Here is a 26,845-nt window from a genome sequence, read left to right on the forward strand (position 1 = left end):
CGGAACAGGCTCGCCCGGAGAGGCAGATAGCTGAGCCTGTCGCTGGGAGGGAAAGACCGTAAAAATCAGTCACGCCGTCGTTTTCCGCTAGCGGGTCTACAGGACATCCGCTGTACGGCTTTCCGATGAGGAAGCCTGCGGACGCGCGTTCAGTTCGTCCCATGCGGTCGTGATGGCGGCGATCAGGGCGCCCCGGCCATTGGCGGTCGCCAGGGGCGTGCCGATGGTGACGTGGATCGTGCCCGGATACTTCATGAGGCCGCGTCGCGGCCAGCACCGGCCGGAATCCGTGGCGACCGGAATGACGGGTGCCGTGCTCTGTTTGGCGAGAGCAACGATGCCCGGCTGCAACGGCTGTTTTTCGCCGGGAAGACCACGTGTTCCTTCAGGAAAGATGATGATCTGGCGCTCGTCGGAAAAGGCGGATTGCGTAGCGTCCATGAGACCACGCAACGCGCGCGCGCCGGCATGGCGTTCGACCGGAATCATGCCGGCGAGCAGAAGCATCGGGCCGACGATCGGAAGACGCGTCAGCTCCGCCTTGATGATATAGGCCGGTCGCGGGACGAGGTTCATCCATATGAACCCGTCGAAAAACGACTGATGCTGGCAGGCTATGAGAGCCGGTCCATGCAGCAGATGTTCCTGTCCCGTGACTTCGATCCGAATGTCGCAGATGCGCGTCAGCCCGGCCAGGACCAGGCGCGACCAAAGTTTCGCATAGCGGAGCGCGGCGTGTCGACGTCCCGTCAGGCGGATGGGAATGGTCCCTATCCCCATGACGAGCGTGAGAACCACGAGATAGACGGAAAACAGGAAGGCTCGGATCGTTGTCATGATGCCCTGGATTTCTCCTGACCGGATATCGCCGTCTGCACACCAGAAAACGGCTGCGCAGGCAAGGGAGCGTGCTTCACGATCCCGGTGCCAGCGGTGCCAGCGGTGCACGGCGCGTCACGCCGAGCAGCGAGCCCAGCCATTTGCCGTATTCGCGCATCATGAGAATGGCTCCGTGGCGGGTCAGAATATGCTCCGGCGCCGGGGAACGGACTGGATAAGGTTCCAGGACCAGTTCGGGGGCGGCCCTGTGAATTTCCATCATGGCCCGGCGGATATGATAGCCCGCCGTCACCACGACGACGCTGCGAATGCCTTGAGAACGGGCCCATTCAGCCGTTTCGATTCCGTTGCCGATCGTCGTGACGGCCCGCCGTCCGAGAGTGATCCGGCTTGTCATGACGGATGGAACCGACACGCGTGCTTCGCTGAGAACCTGGGCCAGTGTCGCGTGTCGATCCACGCCCGAGATGAGAAGTCGCTGTCCGTAGCCTTCGCGCAGCAGGGTCAGGGAGGTGTCGATGCGGTTCGGACCGCCAGTCAGGGCGACGATCCCATCACAATGCGGCGGCTGACGCGGCGCACGCAGCGCATCGGCCGAAAACCAGAGAAAACCAGCCGTTATGAGAAGGACGGGCACAAGTACGAAGGCGAGGACCGCGTGGAAAGGATGTTTCATGGCAGCCGCCTCAGCCACAGGCGAACGCTGAATTCCGATACGATCCAGCCGACGAACGCCATGACGAACGGGACGGACGCCGCCAGTTCGAGAAAGGGGACGGGAAAGCCGAGCGCCGCCTGCATCCATGCACCAGCATCGGCGGGCCATGCGATCCCGCTCAGTCGGACGTCGCCGAAGGGGGCCATGATCCGGGCCAGCACCGTCAGGGCCGGCCAGACGGCGAGGGCGCCGCATAAACCTCCGAGACCTGTCATCAGCGCGGTCTGGCGTGCGATGCGTCCGGCGATCATGCCGTCGCTCGCGCCGAGCGCATGAAGAATTTCCACGGTTTTTCTTCGGGACAAAAGCACCATCCGGACTGACAGCATCACAACGCCCGCCGTGGCGCAAAGTGCCAGCCCCATCACGCCGACGGCTGAAATCCGCAGACTGGTGGCGAGAAGTCCCAGTCGGCTACCCCAGGAGGCACTTGGCTCGATCGCGGCATCCGGGGCCGCGTCCCGAAGGGTATGAAGGACCTGATCCATCGACGCGTCTCTGTCGGGAATGACGGTCAGAACGGTCGGCAGGGAAAGGGTGCCGGAGGCCCCGCCACCAAGCCAGGGCGCGAGGAGCGCGTCCAGTTCGCTTCGAGAGAGGCGTTTTACGGTGTGGATGACAGGCGATCCATTGAGTTTCTCGATGAGTTTGTCAGCGTTCTGATGTGTCGCTTCGTCCGGTGCGGATGTGTCCGGATCCGTCGTCGACAGTTCGACGAAAATGGTGCGCGTGAGAGCGTTTCGCCAGTGATCCTGAAGCGCCGTGGCGCCGCTCCAGCCGCCGAGCGCCAGGGTGGCGAGCGCTGCCATGGCGGCGATCACGGCCATGAGCCCACGATCGCCGCCGTGGCGGTTCAAGCCGTCGGCCGATGCACGAATGCGCGGGGACGTTTTCATGGCAGGGGCGCGGTTCCGCCAGCGACGCGCCCCTGCGCGATTTCTATGGAGGGGGCCGGGAAGTCCCTGAGCAGAGTTTCATTATGCGTGGCCACGATCACCGTCGTGCCGTGGCCGCAGATCTCCTGGAAAAGCCCGAGAAGACGGCGGCTTTCGGTCTCTTCAAGGGCATTCGTCGGTTCGTCCGCCAGCAGGATATCGGGTCGCACCACCAGCGCGCGCGCGATGGCGACGCGCTGGCACTCGCCGCCGGAAAGCTGATCGGGATAGGCGTTTTCACGGCCTGCAAGTCCCAGCCAGGCCAGTATGTCACAACTTTCTCGCGCGATGAGTCGTGGATCGGTACCAGCGAGGCGGAGCGGAAGCGCGACATTTTCCAGTGCAGTGAGTTGCTCGAGGAGGCGGTAATCCTGATGGATCGTCCCGATACGGCGACGCAGCCGGGTGAGTTGGCTGCGTTTCGCTCTGGCGGGTTCCACGCCGAGAATATCCATCTGGCCGGAAGTGGGGCGCAGCGAGAGGCCCAGCACCGCGAGGAGGGTGGATTTTCCCGCGCCGGACGCACCTGTCAGCCAGCGAAACTCCCCTTTGGCGACGGTGAATGAAATGCTATTGAGAGCGCCTGCCAGACCCCGATGTGCGGTTGGGTAACGCGCATGGACGTTTTGTAGGTGAATCAAGGCGACTCTCCGGAAAAAGAAGAACAATCAGGCTATTATTGCCGTCTGGTTCATGAAAAATTAAGAGCGGCGGCGTAGATCCAAACGGGTCACGGCAGGAAGATTCCGCATCGTTATGTCGGACAGTCAGTCTGGAGAACAGTCAGGAAGGATCGGATGCGGATTGTTTGTCCGAAGTGCGGCGCAGCTTACGAAGTGCCGGAAGCCATGCTCCAGGTTCCGAGGGTTCTTAAATGCGCCCATTGTGGTGAGTCCTGGCAGTGTCATGTTCCTGAAGACCGTCCGGATGACGGCGTCGCGCCGGCAGAGGAAGACGATACCAGCGCGGATCAGGATCATTTTCATGATGACGAGTCCCTGATTCCCGCATCTGCTGAAGATGCCGGAGCCGCAGCCCCCGATCTTCCTCCTGCTCCTGTCGATGAGTCGCATGTTGTTCCGGAAGATGCGCTGCGTGAAATGCACGACCCGGAAGCGCCTGCGCCCGCGACGGTAGGGGAAGAGTCAGCGATCGGTGAAGATGCCGTGGCCGCGGCCATGGCGCGGGCGGCGTTGAACAACGCGGTGGCTGAAAGAGATGCCCGTCTCGCCGACGAGCAGAGGCGCGAGGCTTCGCCCGCTCCCGTGCAGACTGTGCGCCCCCTGGGATCCAGGGCATTCTGGTCGTTCGCATGGGGAGCGTCCGTCGTCGGGCTCGCGGCCCTGGGGGGACTTGTCTGGCTGGAACATGGCTGGATCGTGACGGCCTGGCCGCCGAGCGCTCACCTGTTCACATATTTCGCGCACTGACGGCTGCGAGCGTGGCGCCTGCGGCTGCAAGCGCCATCAGCATGAAACCGTCGAAAATCAGCGAGGAGGGCGAGAGCAGATGGCCGGCTATGGTCATCTGCGTCGGAATTGCGCTCGCCACATGTGCCATGACATCGCGAGCCTGCGGATCGGCACCCGCGGCGCCAACGGTCACGGCCTGCATCACATGCGGCAGGGCGCCCCATCCGATTCCGATCACGAGCAGCAGCGGCGCTAGAAGTTCGGCGATCTGCTGGACGAAATAGAAGGCGAAATAGCAGGCCGCCCACAAGGCCGTTCGTGCGAACGCCCAGTCCCGGTTCGGGGAAATCCGATCCTGGCTTGAGCTGAGCAGACGTTCCGAGCCGGGGCGTGAAGGGGTTTCCATCTTTAACTGTTCCAAGTCACCCAGAGGGCCAGTGAGCGCGGCCGGAGCGTTGGTCCGCAGAAATTCAGGATCGGTTCCGCACGGGACGGTCTCGTGTTCTTGAGGTAGCCGCCGAAGCCATCAAATGCAATGTTAGGGAACATTGTAGAGTTTGGGTTGGCAAGGTCGATCTTCTGAAGGAAGGACGGCCATGTGTGCGGGCGGGAAGAGAGCCGGATGCCGATGATCGACGAAGGTGAGCGCCCCCGGGTCCTGTTGGTTGAGGATTCGGATGCGCAGGCCAGTATCCTGACCACACTTCTCGTCGAAAACGGCTTCGAGGTTCAACGCGTCGGCAGTGGTGAAGAGGCGCTTGCCAGCCTCGAACAGACGCTGCCCCATCTGGTCGTTTCGGATTATCACCTGCCGGGCATGACCGGTGGCCAGATGGCCCGCCAGTTCCGGATGAACGCCAGCACGCGCGCCACGCCCGTGCTGATGCTGACGGAGGATGTCGCACCGGGACTGGAGCGCGAAGGGCTTGAGAGCGGCGCGGATGCGTACATTTCCAAGTCCGCCCATCCCGACCTTCTGGCGCTTCGGATACGGGCGCTGCTCCGTGAGGGATCGGATATCCTCTCCTCCGAGGAGGCCGGACCCTTCCGCCGCGCCCGGATCGTGATTGTGACAGGGCCTTCGGAGGGTGATGACGAGGAAGACGAGACGTGTTCCGGGGAGCCGATCTGGGTGCGGGATGCGCAGGGCGTATCTCTCGGCGAACTGCTCTGGCAGGATGGGCATACGGTTACGACGGTGGCGGGATCGGGCGAACTCGTCATGGGTGGATGGCTTCGCGGTGACGAAGCGCCCGATTGTCTGGTGATAGACCTGACGTCGCCCGGCATGGACGGTGTGAGCTTTTGCCGCAGGCTTGAGGCCCGGCGACAGGCCGTCCTCGATGCGGGCGGATCACCGTTTCGTATCCTGGGCGTGATCGACGCGACGCGGTTTCGCCTTCACTCCGCCGCGGATCTTTTCGAGGCCGGCATTGACGACCTCGTGCCGAGCGACGTGGCGCCGGATGTGCTGGCGCTGCGTATCCGCGTGATGGTGCGGCGCAAACTCGCGCAGGACGAGTTGCGTCGGCAGGAAATCAAGCAGCAGCTCCGCGAGGTGGCCCTTCAGACCGCGCAGAGCGAGGCGCGCGCGATCGCCGCCAAGGCCACCATGGCCGAAGCGCTCGCTCACGCCAATGCGGAGCTGGGCGAAGCCAATGCGCGGCTGATCGAGACGCAGGCCAAGCTGGTCCAGACGGCCAAAATGGCGTCTCTCGGTGAGCTGGTCGCGGGCATCGCCCACGAAATCAACAATCCCCTCGCCTTTACGCTGGCGCACGAAGAGACGGTGGCGCGGGCGCTGGGAGAGCTTGAAACGCTGACCTGCGCCGAGGAACGACCCGATCGCGAGAAACAGTTGATCGAGAAATGCAGCGCCCGGATCAGTTCGATGCGGCTGGGCCTTCAGCGCATCCAGAACCTCGTCCTGAGCCTCAGGCGATTTTCGAGGCTGGACGAGAGCGCGTTCCAGGATGTCGATATCGTCGAAGCGATCGATACGGCGCTCGTGCTGCTGGCGCACAAGCTGGGACAGGACATCATTGTTGAGCGCAATCTTCAGGCGCCCTCCATGCTCGTATGCCAGCCGGCGCTTGTTCATCAGGTCGTCATGAATATCGTAAGCAACGCCGCCGATGCGCTGAGGGGATCTGTACCCAGGGACTTCGAGGACGAAAAGAGCCCGATCGGGCGCATCGTCGTCGAAACGGCCATGCTGACGCTCGAAGAAGGCCTGCGATACGTGATCAGTGTTGCGGATGACGGCCCAGGTGTGCCACCCGATATCCGGACCCGCATCTTCGAGCCTTTCTTCACAACGAAGCCTGTCGGGATGGGCACGGGACTTGGTCTGGCGATCGCTTATGGTGTCATTGAAGCGCACGGGGGCAGCATTGACATACGCGAGGCCAATCTTCAGGGCGGTCGACGCGAAGGCGCGCGCTTCACAATTTCGATCCCTGTGCGTATGAGCGCAGCCGGACCAGTCACGATCGGACGCAAGGCATGACAGAGACCGTGAGCCCCGCGTCCGCCAGGCGCAGTCGAATCCTTCTCGTCGATGACGAGGCGGAGATTCTGGTGGCCCTGACGGATCTGCTTGAAGACGAATTCGATATTCTGGCCTCAACCGATCCTGAAGAGGCGCTGGAACTCCTGCGGAAAGCGCCGGACGTCGCCGTCATCGTTTCCGACCAGCGGATGCCCGGCATGACGGGAGACCAGTTTCTTCATCAGGCGCGTGACATCTCCGACGCCAACGGCATTCTGCTGACGGGCTATGCGGATCTGGCGGCCGTGGTATCGGCTCTCAATCAGGGCCGCATACGGTTCTATGCGCACAAACCCTGGGAGTCGGATGGATTGCGGGCGATGGTCCGCGAAGTGGCCGGGCATTGCCGCCTGGAACGCGCGCTGCGCACCGAGCGTGCCCTGCTGCACGGGTTGATGGAAACACTGCCAGTCGGCCTGGTTTTTACCGACGCGCAAGGGCGCACCATCCGGCACAATGTCGGGGGAGGGCGCGTCGTGTCCGACGAGGAGGACGTGTACGAGGCGGATCTTTATCCGCGGCTGGAACCCTCCGAAGTGGAAATGATGCGCGCCAGGACCCGTGAAGCCGGACATGACGAGCATCTGTCCGTCTATTCGCAGAACGGGACCCAGCGTTGGCATGAGTTCACGCGCAGCGCCCTGCCGTGGCCGCGCCGTCCAAACGGGGACGTCGTGCCGGTTGATGAGCGCTGGCAGGTTTCCGTCGATCGTGACGTGACGGAGCGCATGGCGATGGAGGCCCAGCTCCGGCAGGACGACAAGATGCGCGCGCTGGGCACGCTCGCGGGCGGCATCGCGCATGATTTCAACAATCTTCTGGCCGCCATTCTGGGCTCTCTCGAACTGCTGGCCGACATGGCGCCGCCTCAGGACGAGATGGCCATGCGGCTTTTGGAAAATGCCAGCGAGTCGGCGCGTCGCGGAACGGTTCTGACGCGCAGGCTTCTGGAATTTGGCCGCCCGAAATCGGCGTCTCTTCAGCCGGTTGCGCTCGGCCCGTTGATTCACGGCATGCATGACCTGCTCGTGCAGAGCCTGAGCCGCCGCACGGCGGAGGACGGGCGGCCTATCGGGCGATGCACGCTCAATATGGCAGCGGTGCCGTCGGATCGGTCGCTGCCCCTGGTCTACAGCGATCCGGGACAGCTGGAGATGGCGCTTCTCAATCTGTGCATCAACGCCCGCGACGCCATGCCTGACGGCGGTTGCGTGACCATCGAGACGCAGGTCGTGCCAGCGACGACGGATGGACCGGCGCATGTGGTGGTGACGGTTGCCGATGAAGGTTGCGGTATGTCGCAGGAGACGATGGCCCGCATCTTCGAACCCTTTTTCACGACCAAGGGAATCGGGAGCGGGACCGGGCTGGGGCTTTCGACCATCTATGGTTTTCTGCGGCGCTGTAACGGCGATGTGCGCGTCCAGAGCGCGGCGGGAGAAGGCACCAGAATGTCTCTCTGGCTGCCGGAATGCCAGAAGCAGGAAGTTCTCGAGCAGGGGCGTACGGCAGCGGTCGCGCGTGCTTTGAAGCCGCGTCGCATCCTGGTGGTCGACGACGAGGATTCCGTTCGCCTCGTGACGGAGCAGTTCCTGCGGCACGATGGCCATGAGGTGACCTGCGCGTCGGACGGTTCCGTCGCGCTTCAGCTTCTCGCCGACGGGGCGCGTTTCGATCTCGTCGTGCTCGACCTCATGATGCCCGGCATGAGCGGTCGCGAATGCGGTGAGGCGCTGGAAAGGATCGCGCCGGATCTGCCCATCCTCTACGTCAGTGGCTACGCCGATCCGGGCAGCCTGCCGGAGGGCGCGTTCGTGCTAGGCAAGCCTTTTACGCCACAGACCCTGCGCAACGCCGTCGCGGGTGCGCTGCCGTCAAACGTTCACGCCGCCTGAGACGGGCCAGGGGCTCTTGCCATGACCGGGTGACGTCCTATCTTTCTTAGCTATGCAAGATACATCCTACTCACACGATCCCGTCGGGTGGCACGGCACCACCATCCTCTGCGTCCGTCGGGACGGGGAGGTCGCGATGGCGGGGGATGGCCAGGTGACGCTTGGCCAGACCGTCATCAAGGGCAATGCCCGCAAGGTCAGGCGTATCGGCCCTGGGAACTCCATTCTCGCCGGTTTCGCAGGCGCCACAGCCGATGCCTTCACCCTTCTGGAGCGTCTGGAGGCCAAGCTCGAGCGCTATCCCGATCAGCTCGAACGGGCCTGCGTCGATCTCGCAAAGGACTGGCGGACCGATCGCTACCTGCGGCGTCTCGAAGCGATGATGGCGGTCGCCGATGCCACGCGCTCCTTCACCCTGACAGGGAACGGGGACGTTCTGGAGCCCGAGGATGGCATTATCGCCATTGGCTCGGGCGGGAATTATGCCCTGTCCGCCGCGCGGGCGCTGATCGACATCGAAGGGCTTACGGCTGAGGATATTGCGCGCCGCGCCATGAAAATCGCCGGTGACATCTGCGTCTATACGAACCATTCCGTCCGGGTCGAGACGCTGGGCAAGGAGACGGCATGATGGATGTTCCCAATTTTTCGCCCCGCGAGATCGTCTCCGAACTGGACCGCTTCATCATTGGTCAGAACGACGCCAAGAGGGCGGTCGCGATCGCCATGCGCAATCGCTGGCGCCGGTCGCAGCTTTCCGAGGCCATGCGCGACGAGGTGGTGCCGAAAAACATTCTGATGATCGGCCCGACCGGCTGCGGCAAGACCGAAATCGCCCGTCGTCTTGCGAAGCTGGCGCAGTCACCGTTTCTCAAGGTGGAAGCCACGAAGTTCACCGAAGTCGGCTATGTCGGGCGCGATGTGGAGTCCATCATACGCGATCTGATCGAGGTATCGATCGGCATGCTGCGGGAGACGCGCCGCAAGGACGTGCAGGCCAAGGCGGAACAGGCAGCCGAAGGGCGTCTGATCGATGCGCTTGTGGGCGAAAAAGCATCGGCGGACACCAAGGTGAAATTCCGCCAGATGCTGCGCAACGGGGAGCTTGAAGACAAGGAAGTCGAGCTTCAGCTTTCGGGCGATGGTTCCGCCGCGCCGGATATGTCGAACATGACGCCGGGCACGGTCATCAACTTCAACGATATGATGAAGGGCATGATGAACCGCATGCCGCAGCGCCGCAAAGTGACGGTCGGAGCGGCGCGTGATCTTCTCGCGCGGGAAGAGGCCGACAAGATGCTCGATGCGGAGGCCCTGACGCGCGAGGCTGTGCGACACGCGGAAAATAACGGCATCGTTTTCATCGACGAGATCGACAAGGTCTGCGCGCGTTCGTCGGAAGGCGGGACGCGCAGCGGGGACGTCTCGCGCGAGGGCGTGCAGCGTGATCTTCTGCCCCTGATCGAAGGCACGACGGTCACGACCAAATACGGGCCGGTGAAAACGGATCATATCCTCTTCATCGCGTCGGGTGCGTTCCATCTGGCGAAACCTTCCGATCTCCTGCCGGAACTACAGGGACGTCTGCCGATCCGCGTGGAGCTCAAGGGCCTGAACCGCGACGATCTGCGGTGTATCCTGCTGGAGCCGGAACATTCGTTGCTCAAGCAATATGTGGCTCTTCTGGCCACCGAGGGCGTCACGCTCGACTTTACGGATGGCGCCGTAGATTCGATCGCGGCACTGGCCGCCGATATCAACGAGCGTGTCGAGAATATCGGTGCGCGACGTCTTGCGACCGTCCTTGAACGTCTGCTGGAAGATGTGTCCTTCAGCGCGCCCGACCGCGATGGCGACAAGGTCTCCATCACGGAAGCCGATGTGCATGACAGGGTCGAGCCCCTGGCGCGCAAGGGCGATCTCAGCCGGTTCATTCTGTGATGGGGGCTGTGACGGGGGGAGCATTCGTCCGGCCGCAGGAAGCCACGGCGCGGGAAGCGGTCGAGGAAATCGGCGCGGAACTTGCGATGTTCGACGACTGGATGGACCGATACCAGTACATCATCGAACTTGGACGGAAGCTGCCGGAATTTGCGCTGGAATGGCAGAACGACGCCCATCGTGTGCCGGGCTGCCAGAGCCAGGTCTGGCTCGAGGCTCGGGAAGAGGGGGGGAAGCTCTATTTCGCCGGGGCCTCGGACGCCGCCATCGTCTTGGGTCTCGTGGCCCTGCTTTTACGGGTGTATTCCGGCCGGTCGCCGGAAGAAATCATGCAGACCGATCCGGTCTTCCTGCATGAACTCGGATTGGTCAAGGCGCTCTCCACCAATCGCGGCAATGGTGTCGAAGCCATGGCGCGGGCGATCATGGCGCGTGCCGCGACCGCCCGCGTCTGACGACGTGTCGTGTAAGCTGACCGGTTGGAACTCCGGTCAGCTTACGGTCTTTTTCGGAAGTCTTATTTCGGCGTGGCCGGTGTCGTCGACGCGTCGCATTTCACGAACTTGCCCTTTGCGTCGCGGCAGGGCTTGGGCTTCGTCGGGGTTTCACATTTCGTGAACTTGCCCTTGGCGTCGTGGCACGGAGGCTTGGCATGGGCCAGCGGCGCACCCAGCAGCATGAGCGACAATGTGGCGACGGCGAACTTGCGGATCATGGAAAGGTCTTTCTTTTCGGAGCGGGCCGCGCTGTGGTCGGATCGCGGTTGAGTGTAAAATAGCGGACGAACGGGGAAAAATCATGGTCGTTCTTGGTCCGTATTGTGATTCTGTTCCGGGGGGTAGAGGCGGGCCGCGACGCGCTCCATGGTGAGACCCTGAACCAGAATGGTGAAGACGACGACGCCGTAACATATCGGAAGAAGCAGATCGCGCATCTCTCCGGGCGGCAAGCCGAGCGCCAGCGAGACCGAAATCCCTCCACGGAGGCCGCCCCAGGTGAGAACGGTCAACATACGTCTTTTGCGGCTCCAGTCCCGAAGATACACTGGCAGCATCGCCAGAAAGACGCTCAGCCCGCGCACCATGATGGAAAGCGGTATGATCGCGAGGGTGGCGAGCAGCGAAAAGGCTTTCGCGTCGATTTCCAGCAGTTCGAACCCGATCAGAAGAAACAGCATCACGTTCAGGATTTCGTCGATCAGCGACCACGCGATATCCAGTTCATCGCGGGACGGGCGGTCGAGAATGGCGTGGGCATGGTGAGTGCCCAGACTCATCCCGGCAACGACGACCGCGATGGCTCCGGACATGCCCAGCATGTTTGCGACGCTGAATGTTCCGGTGGCGAGTGCCAGAGAAACCAGCAGATCGATATGTGAATCCCGTGTCAGACGCAGGAGGGCCAGACCCGCGCCTCCGGCCAGCATGCCGAGCAGAGCGCCGCCGATGGCTTCACGTACGAAATCCGTGGCGACTTCTGCGACCGTTACGCTTTCATGGCCTGTCGCGAACCCGATCGTCACGCCGAAAATCACCACGGCTACGCCGTCGTTGAAGAGGCTTTCTCCGGCAAAGATCGCCTGAAGCGGCTTCGGCAGACCCAGTCGGGCCAGCATGCCGACGACGGATACGGGATCGGTTGGGGCGAGAATGGCGCCGAGGACGATGCACCAGCTGAACGCCACGGACGTGCCCAGCCATGGAAAAATCAGCCAGGCGGAGATCGCCAGCAATGCGACGGCAAGAACCGTGCCCAGGATGGAGAGCGCTGTGACCGCCGCCAGTCGCGATCGCAGATGGGCGAGATCGACCTGCATGGCGCCCGCGAAAAGCAGCAGGCACAGAGCGCCGTTCAGGAACGATTGCGGCAGGTTGATCGCGCCGAGAATCGAGCGGGGCAAGGCGCGCAGGTCATGAGCGGGGACGAGCGGATTGGCCATCATGATGGCGAGCGAGGTCAGAAGCGAGAAGACCAGAACACCGATCGTATTGGGCAGGCGCAGGATGCGTTTGTTGGCAATGCTGAACAGTGCCGACAGCACGAGGAGCAGGGCAATCAGGCTGATGGTATCCATATCTCCGGATCATACGGTGTTTATGGCGAGCGGAACGTAAAAGCCCGCTGAAAAGCGGGCTTCTGATAACCTATGGCTGGTTTTTGTCCCTGAAGTCGACCGACCCTCTTCCGTAGAAGAGGGTCGGTTTTGCGTTTCAGTGGTGCTCGGGCAGGGCATAGGCGATCAGATAGTCGCCCAGCTTGGTGCCGAAGGAGCCATGACCTCCCGCGTAAGTCACGATGTATTGACGTCCGTTGGCCATATAGGACATCGGCGTCGACTGACCACCGGCGGGAAGACGATCCTGCCAGAGGATCTTTCCATCCGTGACGTCATAGGCGCGAATGTAGCGGTCCATCGACGAGGTAAGGAACGCGACGTTCCCCGCCGTCGCGAGCGGGCCGCCGAGACTTGGCACGCCAACTGTCAGCGGCGGCAGCGGGATGAAGCGGTACGGTGAGGCTTCGAGACTGTCGCGCAGTGTGCCGTTGCGATGCTGCCAGACGATTCTGTTCGTGCGCAGATCGATCCCGGCCATGTAGCCCCACGGCGGACGTTTGCAGGGGAGCGGCAGACCGATGCGTGTGAGCGCCGGATTCAGGAACGGGTTGAGCTTGACGCCGTAGGGGATACCGTAATTCGGCTGAAGTCCGCTCTCGCCACCCGTGCCGGCGCCGGTATCTTTCGGCCAGAGAGGATTGTGCGGGCCACGGGGCACCAGCTGCGACACGAAGGGCAATGCGATCGGATTGGCGATCGCGATCTGTCGCTGGGGATCGACGGCCATGCCGCCCCACTCGAACATGCCGAGATTGCCGGGGAAAACGAGGGTGCCGCGCTCGGAGGGCGGCGTAAAGGTGCCGCGATAATCGAGCTGATGGAACGCGATGCGGCAGACGAGCTGGTCGAAGAGGCTCGCGCCCCACATGTCCTTGCCCGTCAGCAGTTCCTCCGGACGGAAAGTCAGCTTCGAGAAGGGCTGGGTCGGCGAGACGTGATCGCCCGGCGCCGCACCCTGGGGAACGGGGCGTTCGGGGGCGTCGACGATCGGATGTCCGTCACGCCGGTCGAGCACGAAGACGTTGCCTGTCTTGGTCGGCGCATACAGAGCGGGAATGACCGTGCCGTCCTTCTGCGTGACGTCGGCAAGGCTCATCTGGGAAGGAACGTCCATGTCCCAGACGTCGTGGTGAACCGTCTGGTAGAACCAGGCCAGCTTGCCGGTATCGGCGTGCAGCGCCAGCACGCCTGAGGCATAGCGCTCCGAATCGGCGCTACGGTTGCCGCCCCACTCGTCCGGTGTCTGCACTCCGGTCGGGATGTAGATCAGGCCGAGCTTCGGATCGTAGGAGGACGTGATCCACGAATTGGGCGAATTCGCTACGAATTTGTGTCCGTCTTCCGGCATCTGGTTCGGATCGGGATTGCCCGGATCGAACACCCAGACGAGCTTGCCCGTGAACACGTCGAAAGCGCGCGTGACGCCGGATGGCTCATGGATCGAGCCGTTATCGGTGACGGCGCCGGAAATGATGACCAGCTTGTCCGTCACGATGGGGGGAGAAGTGGGTTCGTAATCGCCGACCTTGGTGTACGGCATGCCGGGCGTGCGCAGGTCGAGTTCGCCGTTCTGGCCGAAGCTGGGGCATGCCTTGCCGCTATCGGCGTCCACCGCGAACAGGCGACCGTCATTGACGGGGAGGAAGATCCGATGGAGGCACTCGCCCGCGGGCGCCGGGCTGCCATCGGATGTCACGGCCGTATCGCTGGATTCATGATATGAGACGCCACGGCAGGTGAGGTGCTGAAAGCCGGGATTGACGTAAAGATGCGGATCGAACACCCACTTCGTCTTTCCCGACGCGCCGTCGACCGCATAGAGTTTCTGATGCGTCGAGCAAAGATACAGCGTGCCGTTCACGGCCAGAGGGGTCGCCTCGTTCGTCGTTTCGCCCGGATCATTCGGTCCCTTGAGATCGCCGGTCCGCAGCGTCCACGCGACCTGAAGCGCGCCTACGTTTCGTGAAGTGATCTGAGCGAGCGGCGAGAAGCGGTCTCCACGCTGGGTGCGCCCATAGGCGCGCCAGTCGCCATCCGGCATGTGGCTCTGATCGGTCGCGTCCATGGCGTTGTCGGCGATCTTGTCGGTCGGCAGGCTGTCCGCGCGATCTCCGGGATCGCCCATGAACGCCACGACGACCGTGGCCGCCGAAATCACGACGGCGGCGCTGAGGGGCAGTTTCGCGATCGTTCCGGCGGGGATCTGACGCGTAACCGCGGGAATGAGCAGCCATGCTCCCAGAAGGATGACGAGGTCGCATCGCGGCAGGAGCGACCAGAAGTCCATGCCGACCTCGCTGATCGCCCAGGCCACCGAACCGAGCAGCACGATGGTGTAGAGCCATAACGCGGCCTGACGGCCGCTATGGACGAGGAAGGCGACGCCCAGGAGCGCGAGCCCGCAGACGGCGTAATAGGTCGTATCGCCGTAGGATAGGAGCCAGAGGCCGCCGATTGCGAGATAGGCGCCGCAAAGCGCGAATATCACAACAGTCAGCGTGGCCCAGGCGCGAGACCTGGAGTGAACGGTCATTCGGATTTCCCGTGCTGTAAGGATATTGGGACTGTCTCGCCATAAAGCCGCGCATGGCGTCAAGTGTGATATCACGTTGCAGGCGCGTCAGGTTTGCTTCTGACGGCGCGCCGTGAGGAAAGTTCCGCTGAAAACGGTTGAGTGAACAGCGTGGTTCGTATATGAGCCGCGCTTCGACACGCGTCCGGGCCTGTAGGGCATGCCCGGCCGTGTGCTGGCCTTCTTTCGGGAGGGGCGGCGCTGGGGTTGCCGGACTTCGCGTCCGGCAGGCACTGACAAGACCAAGGAGAATGAAATGCCCAAGATGAAGACGAAGTCGTCGGTCAAGAAGCGGTTCAAGATCACCGCGACCGGCAAGGTGATGTGTGGTCCGGGCAACAAACGCCACGGTCTGATCAACCGTCCGCAGAAAATGAAGCGCACCAATCGCGGCCCGCAGACCATGACGGACATGGATGCGAAGACCGTGAAGCAGTGGGCCCCCTACGGGCTGGCGTGAGGAGATAGGGCATGGCACGAGTTAAACGCGGCGTAACCACCCACGCACGTCACAAGAAGGTTCTGGATCTCGCCAAGGGCTACCGCGGCCGGTCTTCGACCAATTATCGCATCGCCATCGAGCGCGTCGAAAAGGCGCTTCGCTATGCGTATCGCGATCGTCGCAACAAGAAGCGCGATTTCCGCGCCCTGTGGATTCAGCGTATCAACGCCGCCGTCCGCGAGCACGGTCTGACCTACAGCAAGTTCATCAACGGTCTGGCCAAGGCCGGCATCGAGATCGACCGCAAGGTTCTCGCCGCCATCGCTTATGACGACGCCGCCACTTTCGGCGAAATCGTCAAGGCCGCCCAGAGCGCGCTGGAGCAGGAAACGGCGAAGGCCTGATTTCAGGTTCTTCCCTGATTTTCAGGCTCTATCAAGGTTTGCTCGAAAACGGGTCGTCCTGTATCAGGACGGCCCGTTTTCTTTTTTGGATGGGTGTTGGTTCTTGGGTATGGAGCACGGAGCGATGGGCGACGATCTCGGCGCGCTGAGAGACGAAACGCTGGCAGCACTCGCGCAGGCGGAGGATCATACCGCCTGGGATGCGATCCGCGTTGGTACGCTGGGAAAATCAGGTCGTCTGACGCGTCTGCTCAAGGAGCTCGGACGCATGAGCCCCGAAGAGCGCAAGGCGCGCGGGCAGGCGCTCAACCAGCTGCGTGACGAACTCAATGTCGCTGTGGAAGCACGGGGCCAGGAAATCGCCGCGGCCGCTCTGGATGCGCGTCTGAAGACCGAGCGCGTCGATGTGACGATGCCCGCGTCGCTTGCGCCGTGCGGCCTGCTCCATCCCATCATGCGCACGATCGACGAAATGACCGCCATTTTCGCCGCGATGGGATTTTCCGTGGCCGAAGGCCCGGACATCGAGACGCAGTGGCACAACTTCTCCGCCCTCAACACGCCCGATCACCATCCCGCCCGCACCGAGCACGACACGTTCTATCTCCCGCCCCAGAACGAGGGTGCGCCGGAGCGCGTGTTGCGGACCCAGACGTCCGGCGTGCAGATCCGCACCATGCTCACGCAGGAGCCCCCCATCCGCATCATCGCGCCAGGGCGCACCTATCGCGCGGATCACGATGCCACGCATTCGCCAATGTTTCATCAATGCGAGGGCCTGGTGGTCGAAAAGGGCGTAACCCTTGGCCATCTCAAAGGCTGTCTGATCGAATTCCTGCGCGTGTTCTTCGACAAGCCCGATCTGCCCGTGCGCTTTCGCGCGTCCTATTTTCCGTTCACCGAACCTTCGATGGAAGTGGATATCGGATGGTCGCGCCAGACGGGCGTCGTCGGCGGGGGCGAGGACTGGCTCGAGGTGCTGGGCGCGGGCATGACGCATCCGCGCGTTCTCGCGAATTGCGGTCTGGATCCGGCGGAATGGCAGGGTTTCGCTTTCGGCATGGGCATCGAGCGCCTGACCATGCTCAAGCACGGCATTCCCGATTTGCGGTCCTTCTACGAAAGCGATCTGCGCTGGCTGCGTCATTACGGTTTCTCGCCGTTCGCGTCCGTCACTCTGGCGGAAGGAGTCTGAGGTCATGAAGTTCACGCTGTCCTGGCTGCGCGAGCACCTCGATTTCACCGCGTCTCTGGACGAAATCCTCGCCAGGCTGAATACGATCGGCCTCGAGGTCGAGAGCGTTCACAATCCGGCCGACGCCCTCAGGGGATTTCGCGTCGCCAAGATCCTCGAAGCGCACCGCCATCCCGACGCGGACCGGTTGCAGGTCTGCGTCGTCGCGGCAGGCGGGGCTTTCGAGCACGTTCAGGTCGTTTGCGGCGCTCCGAATGCGCGGGCCGGGCTGCATGTGATTTTCGCGCCGCCGGGCACCTACATTCCCGGCTCCGACATCACCATCAAGGCGGGCAGGATTCGCGGGCAGGAAAGCGGCGGCATGCTGTGCTCGCTGCGTGAGCTTGGGCTCGGCGCGGAGTCCGACGGAATCGCGGAACTGCCGGAGAACGTGGTGCTCGGGCAGTCCTATGCCGAGTTCGCGAAGCTGGATGACCCGGTCATCGAGATTGCGATCACGCCCAACCGCGGCGACGCGCTCGGTGTGCGCGGCGTCGCACGCGATCTCGCGGCGGCGGGGATCGGCCATCTCAAGCCCTGGCTGATCGAAACCGTCGAGGGCGGGTTTGCGTCTCCGATCGGTTGGAAGATCGCCTATCCGGAAGCCTGTCCCTATGTCGTCGGGCGCCTGGTGCGCGGCGTGAGGAACGGTCCGAGCCCGGCCTGGCTGCGCCAGCGTCTCGAAGCCGTGGGCGTGAAGTCGATCTCGGCGCTGGTCGATGTCACCAACTATCTGGCGTTCGATCTCGGTCGCCCACTGCATGTTTTCGATGCGGCCAGGATTTCTGGTGGCACGCTGACGCTGACTCGTGCCGCGCGCGAAACGTTTGCGGGGCTGGATGGACGTGAATACGTGCTGGGTACGGATGATCTCGTCATCGCCGACCAAGCCGGGGTTCAGTCGCTCGCGGGCATCATGGGCGGCGAGGAGACCGGCGTTTCCGATGCCACGACGGATGTTTTCATCGAGTCGGCCCTGTTCGACGCCGTGCGTATCGCGTTGACCGGCCGTCGCCTCGGCATTCATACGGATGCGCGGCAGCGTTTCGAGCGGGGCATCGATCCGGCGCTCGTGGGGCCCGGACTCGAAGCGGCCACGCGCATGATCGTCGATCTTTGCGGCGGTGAGGCCAGCGATGTCGTTTCGGCGGGCGAGACTCCGAAATGGCAGCGCGATGCGTGGCTGCGTTTCGAGCGGATCGAGACCGTCGGCGGTCTCTCCGTCGCTCCGGACGACGCGGTGCGCACGCTGGAGCATCTGGGATTCGAGGTTCTCGAACGCGAGGCAAAACGCGCGCGCTTCGCTGTGCCGTCCTGGCGCAACGATATCGCCACGGGCGTCGTGCTCGATCAGGCGCCGCATCTGCCGGTGGACCGCGCCGCGACGGCTGCCGCCGAGGTGCATGCGGTCGAGGCCGAGTGCGATCTGATCGAGGAAATCCTGCGTCTGCACGGGCTGGACGCCATACCCGCGCAAAAGCTGCCCCAGCCGACGATGGTCCCGGCCGCCGCGCTGGATGCGCGTCAGACGCGCAAGGGGCAGGTACGGCGTTTCTGCGCGGCACGCGGGCTGATGGAGACTGTCGGCTTCTCCTTCGTCTCGCACGAGGATGCAGCGCTGTTCGGCGTGGCCGCGGACGGGCTTCGCCTGCTGAACCCGATCGCGACCGATCTCGACCAGCTGCGCCCGACACCGCTCGCCAATCTGGTCCGCGCGTGGCAGCGCAATGCGGCACGCGGCCATGAGGCCACGGGTTTCTTCGAAGTCGGACCGGCTTTTCTGCCCGACGGTCAGGTGACGATGCTCGCCGGACTGCGCGGCGGGACGACACCGCGCGCACCGGGCGGCGTTTCACGCGAGATGACGCTGTGGGATGCGAAAGCGGATCTGGAGGGATTGCTGGATTTGCTGGGACTGCCCTGCGAAGCGCTTTCTGTGACCGCCGATGCGCCGGGGCACTATCATCCGGGTCGTTCAGGACAGGTCCGCCAGGGGCCGAAGGTCGTCCTTGGCGCGTTCGGCGAACTGCATCCGACGGTTACGCGGGAAATGGGGATCGACGGCACGCTGGTCGCCTTCGAGCTTTATCTCGATGCGGTGCCATTGCCGAAGAGCCGACGCAAGGCGGCGCCTGATCTGTCATCGCTCCAGCCGGTCCGTCGCGATTTCGCGTTTATGGCCGGTGCCGACGTCGAAGTGCAGGGCGTTCTGCGCGCAGCGCGCGGCGCGGAGCGCAATCTGATTTCCGAAGTCAGGCTGTTCGATGTTTACGAAGGCGCGCCGCTCGAGGCCGGTCAACGTTCGCTCGGCGTCGAAGTCACGCTGCAACCCCAGAAAGTCAGCCTGACGGATACCGAAATCGAGGCTGTGAGCGAAAAAATCGTGGCGGCCGTCACACGCGCGACCGGCGCGACCCTGAGGCGCTGAACGCCATGCCTCATGGTTCTGTGCCCGTTCACGTGATCTGGCTGCTGGCAGGCGAGCCCAGCGGTGATATTCTGGGCGCGCGCCTGATGGAGGCCCTGCATGCGCGGGACAGCCATCTCGTATTCGTGGGGGTCGGCGGCCCGCGCATGGAGGCGCTGGGGCTGAGAAGCCTCTTCCCCATGCGGGAGCTTGCGGTCATGGGGCTGGTCGAAGTCCTGCCGCGTCTCAGGTCACTGTCCCGTCGTCTGAACGAGGCGGTCACGGATATCGAACGTCGTCATCCCGATATGATCGTGACGGTGGACAGTCCGGGTTTTTCGCTTCGTTTGCTGCGTCGCGTTGCGCATCTGGACATCCCGCGGGTGCATTTCGTGGCGCCTCAGGTCTGGGCATGGCGCGCGGAGCGGGTAAAAAAATTTCCCGGCCTGTGGGACAAGATGCTGTGTCTTCTCCCATTCGAAGCGGAATGGTTCGCGCAGCGCGGGATTACAGCGCATTTCGTGGGCCATCCCGTTCTTCAGTCCGAAGCGGATAAAGGCGATGCGAGGCGTTTTCGCCTTCGGCACGGTATCGCGCCGGATGTTCCGATCGTGGTACTGATGCCGGGCAGTCGGCGGAGCGAGGTGCCGAAGCTGCTGCCCGTTTTTGGCAAGACGCTGGCTCTTCTCAAGCAGCGCATTCCCAACATACATGCGGTGGTTCCAATCTCGCCTGTCGTGGCCGCAACCGTGAAGAAGGCCGTTGCGGCATGGCCGGTGACGCCGAGTATCATCACGGACATGCATGACAAGCATGATGCGTTCGCAGCGGCGGGCGCGGCTCTCACGAAATCGGGCACGTCGACTCTCGAACTGGCGCTGGCGGGCGTCCCGATGGCGGTTACTTACCGCGTCAATCCTGTCACGGCGCTGATCGCGCGACGCATGATACAGGTTCCTTACGTGGCGATGATCAACCTGCTCGCGGGTCGGGAAGTGGTGCCCGAACTGTTACAGGAAAAATGCCGTCCTGATATTCTGGCGGATACCGTTTATAAGCTGCTTACCGATCGCCGGGCCGCTCAAGCGCAGCGCGATGCCTTTGCGACGACCCTGCCGCAGCTCGCGCCCCCGCCCGGCGCTCCCGCGAGTACCGCCGCCGGTGCGGCCGCGGTGGAAATTCTCGCTCTTCTGGCCGAGCCCCGGTCAGGCGTCCCTCAACCGGCGGCTCCGTAAAGAGTCTCGGCGGAGACGCGGGGCGCTTCGGTCTCACGGAAGCCTTTGGGAGTAAAGGCGCGGTAAAAGCAGCTCAACCGCCCCGTGTGGCAGGCGACGCCGGTCTGGCGCACGAGCAGGAGGATCGCGTCCCCGTCGCAGTCCAGACGCGCCTCGATCAATTGCTGACGCTGGCCGGATGTTTCACCCTTGCGCCAGAGTCTGGAGCGGCTGCGGGAATAATAGCAGACCTGTCCGCTCGCCAGCGTCTCCGCCAGCGCCTCGCGGTTCATCCACGCCATCATCAGCACGGTGCCGTCCGTATCGGCGGACTGGGCGATCGCGGCGACGAGGCCGTTAGCATCGAAATCGACACTGTCCAGCATGGCTTCGAGAGCGTCGTGGGTTGGCGCGCGATACGACATTTCAGGGTTTTTCCTCGAACCATTCAGGCAGGTGGACGTCGAGCGACTGCGTTGCGCATGTGAGCGGCGCATTCCAGGCCTCACGTCGCAGGAACGCAAGCCCCGATTTGTCGGAGACGGATCGCAGTTCTCCCACATCCTTGCCCTCAGATGTGATGGTCGTACCAAAGGGCGGCAGCGGCGTTTCGCTGCGCACCGGGACGAGACGACGGCGCAGAAGGGCGCGATAATGCGTCCGCGCCGTGAGTTCCTGCCCCATGTAGCAACCCTTGGTCCATGACACACCGTGCAGCCAGTCGAAATTGGCTTCCAGCAGCAGTGTCTGTTCCGGTTTGCAATCGACCGGCTCGGGCAGTCCCAGTGCGATGCGATGGGCTTCGTAAGCCGCATACTGATCGGAAGGCTCCGCGTGCTCGGAAATCGCGCGCCAGCCCGCCTCGGGGAGGCGAGGATCGGCCGCCACAACGCCTTTATCGGCGCGTTGCGCTTCGGCCCATCCCGCCGATACGTGCAGATCCGTCACGGCAAGATTGACATCCGCGCGCAGTTTGAAACGTGAAAGGCGGCTGACGAGCATCTCGGCATGCGCGTCCCAGACGTCGAGCAGCAGGCGCTCTCCATCGGCGAAAATAAAGAAATCCGCGAGGTAACGGCCTTGCGGCGTCAGGAACGCCGCCCAGACGGCTTTGCCGGCCCAGGCCAGAGTCACGTCGTTGGACACGAGGCCCTGGAGAAATTGTGTTCGGTCAGATCCCGTGACGGCGACGACGCGTCGATCGGGAAGGCATGTCGTTGGCATGGGCGATGTTTCCGGTCTTCGGTCTGCATTCACGATGGCAGGAGGGCCACAGGACGGGCAGGCGTGTTTTGTGAAGAAACGTGCTTAAGCTCTTGGCGTTATTAAATCATCGTGTCTAATAATGGTCAGCGATACAATTCTTAACGAGGATCACTCTTGGCTGCCAACGAGATCGTTGATCCATCGGGCAAAACCTTGCGACGTCGTCGGCGCACGTTATTGCAGATCGGTGGCCCCCTGTTTGGCGTCGTCGCGGTCGTCGCCGTTATTCTCGGAATTTCACTGCGTTCGTACCTTGTCAACCGGGCTGGCGTTCTTGATCTGACGCGGAACATGCTTTTTCTGCAGCAGCAGGAACTGAAAGTGCGGGTTTCCGACTACCTTGCGCCAGCGCCCGCGACGGCGGAAATTGCGCGCGATATTCTTGCTCACGAAACGCTCGAGAGCGAGCCGAACGACGTGCCGCCGCAGTTGTTCCTGTCCTATGCGCAATCCATGCTCAAGAATGTCGCACAGGTGGAAAGCTTTTATCTGGCTGACGAAAATCATCGTTTCTGGTTCGTCGGACGCATGGACGATAACGGCGCGCAGCGCGTGGAATGCTCCCATCTTGTCGCTGACGGCAACGGAGGGCATTTTCATCAATGGATCTACGATACCGACGGAAAGCTGCTGCGCACGGCGGATGTCGACGCGACCGGGTATGATCCCGTCGGACGCCCCTGGTATAAGGGCGCGATGGGCAACCGGCATCTCTACTGGGCCGACCCTTACGCGCTGCGCAATAATCAGTCCCTGGTCGTGACGGCATCGACCCGTTTCAATCTTCAAAGCGGCGAAACGGCTGTTTTCGCAATCAATATCTCTCTTCGCAGCCTTTCCGAATTCCTGCGTAAGCTGAATATGGGCAAGTCCGGCCGGGCCGTCATCGTGGATGGCGCGGGCCACGTCGTGGCGGGAGAGGGGCTGGAGGATCTGGCGCGTAAATCCGACTGGGATTTCGCCCACATGACGCTCGACCCGGCGAAGGAACCAGTTTTTTCCCGGATGCTCTCGATGTATCACGTGCTTGGCGCGGGGCCACGCATCGTCAAGCAGGCGACGGGCGATTACGTAACGATTGCAACGCCGATCGATCATGCGCGGCAAAAAGGATGGGTGCTTCTGCTCGCGGCACCCGAAAAGGATTTTGCCTCCTTTACGCGCTCGGCGGGGCGTCAGAATCTTCTGCTCTCAGGCGTTGTCGGACTGCTCGCGGCCGTGCTGGCCGGTTTTCTCATTCGTCAGAACCGTCGAACAGAGCATGTTTTGCAGGTTCTGGAAGACGAGCGGGAGATGCGGGTTGTCGAAAACGGTGTGCTGGGCACGATTGCGGCCCAGCCGGATCTGTTCGATCCGGAACATGGCGCCGAAATTCTCAGCGAAAGCCTGGCGAGCATTGGCGAGGCACGTCGGGTGAGCTTCTGGCGGCTGGTCGGGAACGACGAGCGCCTTCTTTGCGAAGATGCTTATGACAGCCAGACGCGGGTGCACAGTACGGGTCTGGAACTGTCGAGCGCGGATCTCGGGACTTTCGTCAAGGCTCTCATCGACGATGAAATCATAGAAAGTGCTGACGCCGCCGGAGACGAGCGGCTGCGCGCCTTTCAACGCCTGTTCATGCGCGATATCGGAACGCGCAAGCTTCTTCTTGTGCCCATCAGCGCCAACGGCAAGGTCCTGGGTATGGTCGCTCTCGAAGAGGCGAGCCGCGCCAAGGCCATCGCTTATCTCGCCGCATTTGTTGGCGGCGTCGCGGCTGTGCGCTTCGCGGCGGCGGGAGAACAGGAAGCGGCGCATGAAAGCAGCCCCGTTTCAGCCACGAGCGATGCTGCCGTGCGTCTGGAGGAAGGGTTCATGCTGGCCCCGGGCGCGGATGCCGACGATCCTCTTCCGGCGGGGCGCTACCCGATGGTGTCGGTGGCGACGGTTCTTTTCGGGGCGTCCGTGTCACGGGATTTCGAAGATGAAGTCGATCTCCTCCCGGTTGTGCAGAAAATCGCGGGACAAGTGCAGGAAATCGCGCGGGAACATCATCTTTTTTCGGCTCAGGTCATCGGCAATCGACTCCTTCTGATCGGAGGCTGCGGCAAGGAGCCGGATTACGACGCTGTCCTGCGTCTCGCGGACGCGGTGCTGGCCATTCGTGAGGTTTGCATCAACACGCTCGCGGACGCGGATCTGTCTTCAAGCTTCCGCATCGGAATGGATGTCGGCGCGGCCATCGGCGCCCAGCTGGGAGATGTGCCCGGTGTGTTCAACATCTGGGGCGACGCCGTTCAGATTTCGGAATTGCTGGCCGACAGCATGCCGGATACGGCGACCATTCAGGTTTCTGAAAGCGCTTACACTCTTCTGCGCGACCGTTATCTTTTCCGTCCGCGCGGCAAATTTTATCTGCCCCGTTCCGGCGTGACACGCAGTTTCATCATGGCGGGCCGCCGTTGAAGCGTGTGATTGAAAAGATCCGGGCTTTCCTGCACGGGCTGGGCGCGATGACCCGTCGTCAGCTCCGCTTCAGCCTCATGCTCGTCGGCGTAGGCTGGGGAGTGTTGCGCGAAGCCATACGTCCCAATTCATGGCGTCGCAGCGTGCGGATGGAATATCGCCATTCCCTGAGGGCGGCGGCGGGCGGCGGTATCGTCAGTACGCTGGTCGTTTCCGCGCTGACAGGGTTCGGGATCGTTGCGCAGACGATCTACTGGCTGAATGTCGTCGGAATGGAAGCGACGACCGATTCCATCCTCGCGACGGTGCTCGTGCGTGAAATCGCGCCGGTGCTCGTTGGGATCATCCTGCTCGGACGCAACGGAATGCTGGGCCTGACGCAGATCGGCATGCTGACCATGGGTGGACAGATGCGCACCTTCGAGGCGGAAGGGATCGACCCGTTTCTGTTTTTCATGGTGCCCCGAGCCCTGGCCATGACACTGGCTTCATTCGCGCTCGGTATGCTGTTCAGCATCGTGTCGCTGTCGGTGGGCTATATCGTCTGCTGGGCGGAGAATATCGTCACGCAGTCCATCTGGTCCTTTCTCTATGATATTCTTCGTGCGCTGGAGCCGCGGGATTACGTCTCGATCCCGCTCAAATTTCTGCTCAGCGGTTTCTTCGTCAGCCTCTCCTGCACGCTGACGGGTATGGACGTGACACGCGATGATGACATCGCCACCTTGATGCCGCGAGGTTTTGCGCGTGGAATCATGGTTCTCATGGTGATCAACGTGGCGTTGACGGTAGGATTTGCCTGAATGCGTTCCACTGAACCTGTCATCGAGATGCGTCAGGCCCGGCCTGCTTTCGACCAGGCGGGCCTGATGTCGGTCGCTTACGATCTGCGCCTCATGCCGGGTGACTGCGCGTTGATCCGGTCGCGCGACCGGGAGCGTTCCGGGCTGTTCGGGGATCTGTGCGCCGGAATGGTGCCGCTCTATTCGGGCACGCTGCGATGCATGGGTCTCGACTGGACGCAACTCGAGGTGCAGGAACAATGGGCCCTGCGCGCGCGCATCGGACGCATCGCCCAGATCGGTGCCTGGGTCGACATGTTCGGCACGCATCTGAACATTCTCACCCCGGTTCTGCACCATACGACCACGCCTGAAGACCAACTGGTCGAAGAGGCGTCGCGTCTTGCCGTGCGGTTTGGCCTGCCGGGTCTGCCCACCGTCGCGCCGGGGCGTCTCTCGACGCTGGACCTGCGGAGATCCGCACTGGTGCGCGCCTTCATGGGGGATCCGTCATTGCTGTTGCTGGAAGAGCCTGTAGGGCCCGAGACGCCCGAACTGCTGGATACATTTCTCGGCGTTCTGACTCACGCGCGGAATGAGGGCACGGCCGTCATCTGGTTCGCACGGAACGACGACGTCTGGAACTCGTATCTCAAGCAGGCCACCCACCATTTTCTCCTTCTCGATGAAGGTCTCATTCCCATGCGAGGTGTCTGATGCTGCGTATACGCCATCATGATCGTGAGCAGCCTTTGCTTCGCGTTCGCTACGCTGACGAACTTGTCGGGGCGTTCGTTCTGTTCTGCATCGGGCTGTTCGTCGCCGCGGTGATCGAAGCCGGGGTGCTCCATGACTGGATTTCGCCTCCCGCGCGTCTGCGGCTGGTCCTGCCGGAGAGCGGGGTCGCGGGTCTTGCCGTCGGCAACGACGTGGAACTCATGGGCATTCGCGTGGGCTCCATCAGCGCCGTGCATCTCAACCAGGAAAGCCGGATGTATGCGGTCGCCAACATCGACCCGCAGTTCAAGAGCTTCATCCGGCGCGACAGCACGGCGACGATCCGGCGGCGTTTCGTCGTGGCCGGAGCGTCCTATATCGATCTGTCGCGCGGGAAAGGGACCGTCATGGACTGGCAGTTCGCCGAACTGTCGGCGAAGATCGAAGCCAATCCGGCGGACATGATCACCTCGACCTTGAATGACATCCGTACGAATATCGTGCCCGTCATGCATAACGCGCAGGCCATCACCGCGGATCTCAAAGCGGTCGCGGACAACGTAAAAGCCGGGAAAGGCACTGTGGGCGGGCTGCTCGTGGACGATGCGCTGCTCAGGCGCGCGGACGCGACGGTGGCAACGCTTCAGGACACGATCGAGCGTTTGAAACCCATCGAAGGGCAGGTGGGTGGTGTGCTGACGAAAGCCGATGGAACGATGCGCAATCTGCGCGATACGAGCGGTGCGCTGCGGAAAATGACCCCCACTGTGAACAGCGCCCTGCATCATGCGGACGATGCGACGGCGCAGCTTCCCGCACTTCTGACGCAGGCGCAGGCGACGGCGGACAGCCTGAAAAAGCTTACCGATCAGCTGCGCGGCCTGTGGCTTCTGGGCGGCCATGGGAGCGTGCAGAAGCCTCAACGGCTTGCGCCTCGGGACATACGGCCATGAA

25 protein-coding genes are annotated in these 26,845 nt (G+C 62.7%); 15 read left to right on the forward strand and 10 right to left on the reverse strand.

The features are described from left to right. Nucleotides 1-96: 96 nt before the first annotated feature. The 4 genes from PWM43_RS04835 to PWM43_RS04850 form a co-directional block, all read right to left on the reverse strand. Nucleotides 97-837 carry a lysophospholipid acyltransferase family protein gene (locus PWM43_RS04835; RefSeq protein WP_289841437.1) on the reverse strand — a complete coding sequence of 247 codons (741 nt, stop codon included), beginning with the start codon at nucleotides 835-837 and terminating at the stop codon, nucleotides 97-99. Between the two features lie 76 nt (nucleotides 838-913). Next, on the reverse strand, nucleotides 914-1,516 hold the full coding sequence (locus PWM43_RS04840; RefSeq protein ID WP_289841438.1) for a YdcF family protein: 603 nt from the start codon (nucleotides 1,514-1,516) through the stop codon (nucleotides 914-916). After that, nucleotides 1,513-2,454 (reverse strand): cell division protein FtsX, encoded by a 942-nt coding sequence (locus tag PWM43_RS04845; RefSeq protein ID WP_289841439.1) that lies wholly within the window; start codon nucleotides 2,452-2,454, stop codon nucleotides 1,513-1,515. Before PWM43_RS04845 ends, PWM43_RS04840 begins: the two co-directional genes overlap by 4 nt. Next, entirely contained in the window at nucleotides 2,451-3,134 is a 684-nt protein-coding gene (locus PWM43_RS04850; protein WP_394356030.1) for a cell division ATP-binding protein FtsE, read from the reverse strand. Before PWM43_RS04850 ends, PWM43_RS04845 begins: the two co-directional genes overlap by 4 nt. Before the next feature lie 156 nt (nucleotides 3,135-3,290). Here PWM43_RS04850 and PWM43_RS04855 point away from each other — a divergent pair, with 156 nt between their 5' ends. Next, nucleotides 3,291-3,923, forward strand: coding sequence for a zinc-ribbon domain-containing protein (locus tag PWM43_RS04855; RefSeq protein WP_289841440.1), 633 nt, complete (start codon nucleotides 3,291-3,293; stop codon nucleotides 3,921-3,923). On the opposite strand, the gene PWM43_RS04860 is transcribed toward PWM43_RS04855, so the two are convergent. After that, the gene (locus tag PWM43_RS04860; protein ID WP_289841441.1) at nucleotides 3,904-4,311 is read right to left on the reverse strand and encodes a hypothetical protein; all 408 of its coding nucleotides are present in this window, start codon (nucleotides 4,309-4,311) and stop codon (nucleotides 3,904-3,906) included. The two genes, PWM43_RS04855 and PWM43_RS04860, sit on opposite strands and share 20 nt — an antisense overlap. 216 nt (nucleotides 4,312-4,527) lie before the next feature. Between PWM43_RS04860 and PWM43_RS04865 the strand changes: the two genes are divergently transcribed. From PWM43_RS04865 to PWM43_RS04885, 5 genes are read left to right on the forward strand one after another with little or no spacing between them, the layout of a single operon-like run. Next, nucleotides 4,528-6,414: a response regulator gene (locus PWM43_RS04865; RefSeq protein WP_289841442.1), complete on the forward strand. Its 1,887-nt coding sequence runs from the start codon at nucleotides 4,528-4,530 to the stop codon at nucleotides 6,412-6,414. After that, nucleotides 6,411-8,351, forward strand: coding sequence for a response regulator (locus PWM43_RS04870; RefSeq protein ID WP_289841443.1), 1,941 nt, complete (start codon nucleotides 6,411-6,413; stop codon nucleotides 8,349-8,351). Before PWM43_RS04865 ends, PWM43_RS04870 begins: the two co-directional genes overlap by 4 nt. Nucleotides 8,352-8,403: 52 nt before the next feature. Further along, complete coding sequence (hslV, locus tag PWM43_RS04875) at nucleotides 8,404-8,982, forward strand: ATP-dependent protease subunit HslV (RefSeq protein ID WP_289841444.1); 579 nt, start codon at nucleotides 8,404-8,406, stop codon at nucleotides 8,980-8,982. Beyond that, nucleotides 8,982-10,292 carry an ATP-dependent protease ATPase subunit HslU gene (gene hslU, locus PWM43_RS04880; RefSeq protein ID WP_289841735.1) on the forward strand — a complete coding sequence of 437 codons (1,311 nt, stop codon included), beginning with the start codon at nucleotides 8,982-8,984 and terminating at the stop codon, nucleotides 10,290-10,292. Before hslV ends, hslU begins: the two co-directional genes overlap by 1 nt. Nucleotides 10,293-10,300: 8 nt before the next feature. Then, nucleotides 10,301-10,747, forward strand: coding sequence for a SufE family protein (locus PWM43_RS04885; protein ID WP_289841445.1), 447 nt, complete (start codon nucleotides 10,301-10,303; stop codon nucleotides 10,745-10,747). A gap of 62 nt (nucleotides 10,748-10,809) precedes the next feature. Here PWM43_RS04885 and PWM43_RS04890 read toward each other — a convergent pair whose 3' ends face one another. From PWM43_RS04890 to PWM43_RS04900, 3 genes are all read right to left on the reverse strand, one after another. Continuing rightward, nucleotides 10,810-11,007: a hypothetical protein gene (locus tag PWM43_RS04890; protein ID WP_289841446.1), complete on the reverse strand. Its 198-nt coding sequence runs from the start codon at nucleotides 11,005-11,007 to the stop codon at nucleotides 10,810-10,812. A gap of 81 nt (nucleotides 11,008-11,088) precedes the next feature. Beyond that, on the reverse strand, nucleotides 11,089-12,366 hold the full coding sequence (locus PWM43_RS04895) for a cation:proton antiporter (RefSeq protein WP_289841447.1): 1,278 nt from the start codon (nucleotides 12,364-12,366) through the stop codon (nucleotides 11,089-11,091). A gap of 136 nt (nucleotides 12,367-12,502) precedes the next feature. Then, nucleotides 12,503-14,941: a glucose/quinate/shikimate family membrane-bound PQQ-dependent dehydrogenase gene (locus PWM43_RS04900; protein ID WP_289841448.1), complete on the reverse strand. Its 2,439-nt coding sequence runs from the start codon at nucleotides 14,939-14,941 to the stop codon at nucleotides 12,503-12,505. 295 nt (nucleotides 14,942-15,236) lie between these two features. On the opposite strand from PWM43_RS04900, the gene rpmI reads away from it, so the two are divergent. The 5 genes from rpmI (at nucleotide 15,237) to lpxB (ending at nucleotide 20,702) form a co-directional block, all read left to right on the forward strand. Then, nucleotides 15,237-15,440, forward strand: a complete 204-nt coding sequence (gene rpmI / locus PWM43_RS04905; protein WP_023978115.1) for a 50S ribosomal protein L35 — start codon at nucleotides 15,237-15,239, stop codon at nucleotides 15,438-15,440. 11 nt (nucleotides 15,441-15,451) lie between these two features. Further along, nucleotides 15,452-15,826 carry a 50S ribosomal protein L20 gene (gene rplT, locus PWM43_RS04910; protein WP_289841449.1) on the forward strand — a complete coding sequence of 125 codons (375 nt, stop codon included), beginning with the start codon at nucleotides 15,452-15,454 and terminating at the stop codon, nucleotides 15,824-15,826. A gap of 124 nt (nucleotides 15,827-15,950) precedes the next feature. Continuing rightward, nucleotides 15,951-17,021 carry a phenylalanine--tRNA ligase subunit alpha gene (gene pheS, locus PWM43_RS04915; protein ID WP_289841450.1) on the forward strand — a complete coding sequence of 357 codons (1,071 nt, stop codon included), beginning with the start codon at nucleotides 15,951-15,953 and terminating at the stop codon, nucleotides 17,019-17,021. 4 nt (nucleotides 17,022-17,025) lie between these two features. After that, nucleotides 17,026-19,488, forward strand: a complete 2,463-nt coding sequence (gene pheT, locus PWM43_RS04920; RefSeq protein WP_289841451.1) for a phenylalanine--tRNA ligase subunit beta — start codon at nucleotides 17,026-17,028, stop codon at nucleotides 19,486-19,488. Between the two features lie 5 nt (nucleotides 19,489-19,493). Then, the gene (lpxB, locus tag PWM43_RS04925) at nucleotides 19,494-20,702 is read left to right on the forward strand and encodes a lipid-A-disaccharide synthase (protein ID WP_289841452.1); all 1,209 of its coding nucleotides are present in this window, start codon (nucleotides 19,494-19,496) and stop codon (nucleotides 20,700-20,702) included. On the opposite strand, the gene hisI is transcribed toward lpxB, so the two are convergent. Further along, complete coding sequence (gene hisI / locus PWM43_RS04930; protein WP_289841453.1) at nucleotides 20,684-21,106, reverse strand: phosphoribosyl-AMP cyclohydrolase; 423 nt, start codon at nucleotides 21,104-21,106, stop codon at nucleotides 20,684-20,686. The genes lpxB and hisI overlap by 19 nt on opposite strands. Before the next feature lies 1 nt (nucleotide 21,107). Beyond that, nucleotides 21,108-21,905, reverse strand: a complete 798-nt coding sequence (gene ygfZ / locus PWM43_RS04935; protein ID WP_289841454.1) for a CAF17-like 4Fe-4S cluster assembly/insertion protein YgfZ — start codon at nucleotides 21,903-21,905, stop codon at nucleotides 21,108-21,110. A 156-nt stretch (nucleotides 21,906-22,061) separates the two neighbouring features. Between ygfZ and PWM43_RS04940 the strand changes: the two genes are divergently transcribed. The 4 genes from PWM43_RS04940 to PWM43_RS04955 are packed head-to-tail and all read left to right on the forward strand — an operon-like array spanning nucleotide 22,062 to nucleotide 26,844. Further along, nucleotides 22,062-24,392, forward strand: coding sequence for an adenylate/guanylate cyclase domain-containing protein (locus PWM43_RS04940; RefSeq protein ID WP_289841455.1), 2,331 nt, complete (start codon nucleotides 22,062-22,064; stop codon nucleotides 24,390-24,392). Nucleotides 24,393-24,397: 5 nt separating this feature from the next. Then, nucleotides 24,398-25,195, forward strand: coding sequence for an MlaE family ABC transporter permease (locus tag PWM43_RS04945; RefSeq protein ID WP_289841736.1), 798 nt, complete (start codon nucleotides 24,398-24,400; stop codon nucleotides 25,193-25,195). Then, complete coding sequence (locus PWM43_RS04950) at nucleotides 25,196-25,891, forward strand: P-loop NTPase family protein (RefSeq protein WP_289841456.1); 696 nt, start codon at nucleotides 25,196-25,198, stop codon at nucleotides 25,889-25,891. Further along, nucleotides 25,891-26,844, forward strand: a complete 954-nt coding sequence (locus PWM43_RS04955) for an MlaD family protein (RefSeq protein WP_289841457.1) — start codon at nucleotides 25,891-25,893, stop codon at nucleotides 26,842-26,844. The genes PWM43_RS04950 and PWM43_RS04955 overlap by 1 nt, the downstream gene beginning before the upstream one ends. Nucleotide 26,845 lies beyond the last annotated feature (1 nt).

The organism is Brytella acorum (assembly GCF_029309905.1).
Lineage (GTDB): Bacteria > Pseudomonadota > Alphaproteobacteria > Acetobacterales > Acetobacteraceae > Brytella > Brytella acorum.

Bases quoted from the DNA above. Each gene is read 5' to 3' on its own strand.
- PWM43_RS04900 (WP_289841448.1), bottom strand. From the start codon at position 14,941: ATGACCGTTCACTCCAGGTCTCGCGCCTGGGCCACGCTGACTGTTGTG.
- PWM43_RS04855 (WP_289841440.1), top strand. From the start codon at position 3,291: ATGCGGATTGTTTGTCCGAAGTGCGGCGCAGCTTACGAAGTGCCGGAA.
- rplT (WP_289841449.1), top strand. From the start codon at position 15,452: ATGGCACGAGTTAAACGCGGCGTAACCACCCACGCACGTCACAAGAAG.
- rpmI (WP_023978115.1), top strand. From the start codon at position 15,237: ATGCCCAAGATGAAGACGAAGTCGTCGGTCAAGAAGCGGTTCAAGATC.
- PWM43_RS04890 (WP_289841446.1), bottom strand. From the start codon at position 11,007: ATGATCCGCAAGTTCGCCGTCGCCACATTGTCGCTCATGCTGCTGGGT.
- hslV (WP_289841444.1), top strand. From the start codon at position 8,404: ATGCAAGATACATCCTACTCACACGATCCCGTCGGGTGGCACGGCACC.
- pheT (WP_289841451.1), top strand. From the start codon at position 17,026: ATGAAGTTCACGCTGTCCTGGCTGCGCGAGCACCTCGATTTCACCGCG.
- pheS (WP_289841450.1), top strand. From the start codon at position 15,951: ATGGGCGACGATCTCGGCGCGCTGAGAGACGAAACGCTGGCAGCACTC.
- PWM43_RS04870 (WP_289841443.1), top strand. From the start codon at position 6,411: ATGACAGAGACCGTGAGCCCCGCGTCCGCCAGGCGCAGTCGAATCCTT.
- PWM43_RS04895 (WP_289841447.1), bottom strand. From the start codon at position 12,366: ATGGATACCATCAGCCTGATTGCCCTGCTCCTCGTGCTGTCGGCACTG.
- PWM43_RS04865 (WP_289841442.1), top strand. From the start codon at position 4,528: ATGCCGATGATCGACGAAGGTGAGCGCCCCCGGGTCCTGTTGGTTGAG.
- PWM43_RS04950 (WP_289841456.1), top strand. From the start codon at position 25,196: ATGCGTTCCACTGAACCTGTCATCGAGATGCGTCAGGCCCGGCCTGCT.
- hslU (WP_289841735.1), top strand. From the start codon at position 8,982: ATGGATGTTCCCAATTTTTCGCCCCGCGAGATCGTCTCCGAACTGGAC.
- lpxB (WP_289841452.1), top strand. From the start codon at position 19,494: ATGCCTCATGGTTCTGTGCCCGTTCACGTGATCTGGCTGCTGGCAGGC.
- PWM43_RS04845 (WP_289841439.1), bottom strand. From the start codon at position 2,454: ATGAAAACGTCCCCGCGCATTCGTGCATCGGCCGACGGCTTGAACCGC.
- PWM43_RS04835 (WP_289841437.1), bottom strand. From the start codon at position 837: ATGACAACGATCCGAGCCTTCCTGTTTTCCGTCTATCTCGTGGTTCTC.
- PWM43_RS04860 (WP_289841441.1), bottom strand. From the start codon at position 4,311: ATGGAAACCCCTTCACGCCCCGGCTCGGAACGTCTGCTCAGCTCAAGC.
- PWM43_RS04955 (WP_289841457.1), top strand. From the start codon at position 25,891: ATGCTGCGTATACGCCATCATGATCGTGAGCAGCCTTTGCTTCGCGTT.
- ygfZ (WP_289841454.1), bottom strand. From the start codon at position 21,905: ATGCCAACGACATGCCTTCCCGATCGACGCGTCGTCGCCGTCACGGGA.
- PWM43_RS04840 (WP_289841438.1), bottom strand. From the start codon at position 1,516: ATGAAACATCCTTTCCACGCGGTCCTCGCCTTCGTACTTGTGCCCGTC.
- hisI (WP_289841453.1), bottom strand. From the start codon at position 21,106: ATGTCGTATCGCGCGCCAACCCACGACGCTCTCGAAGCCATGCTGGAC.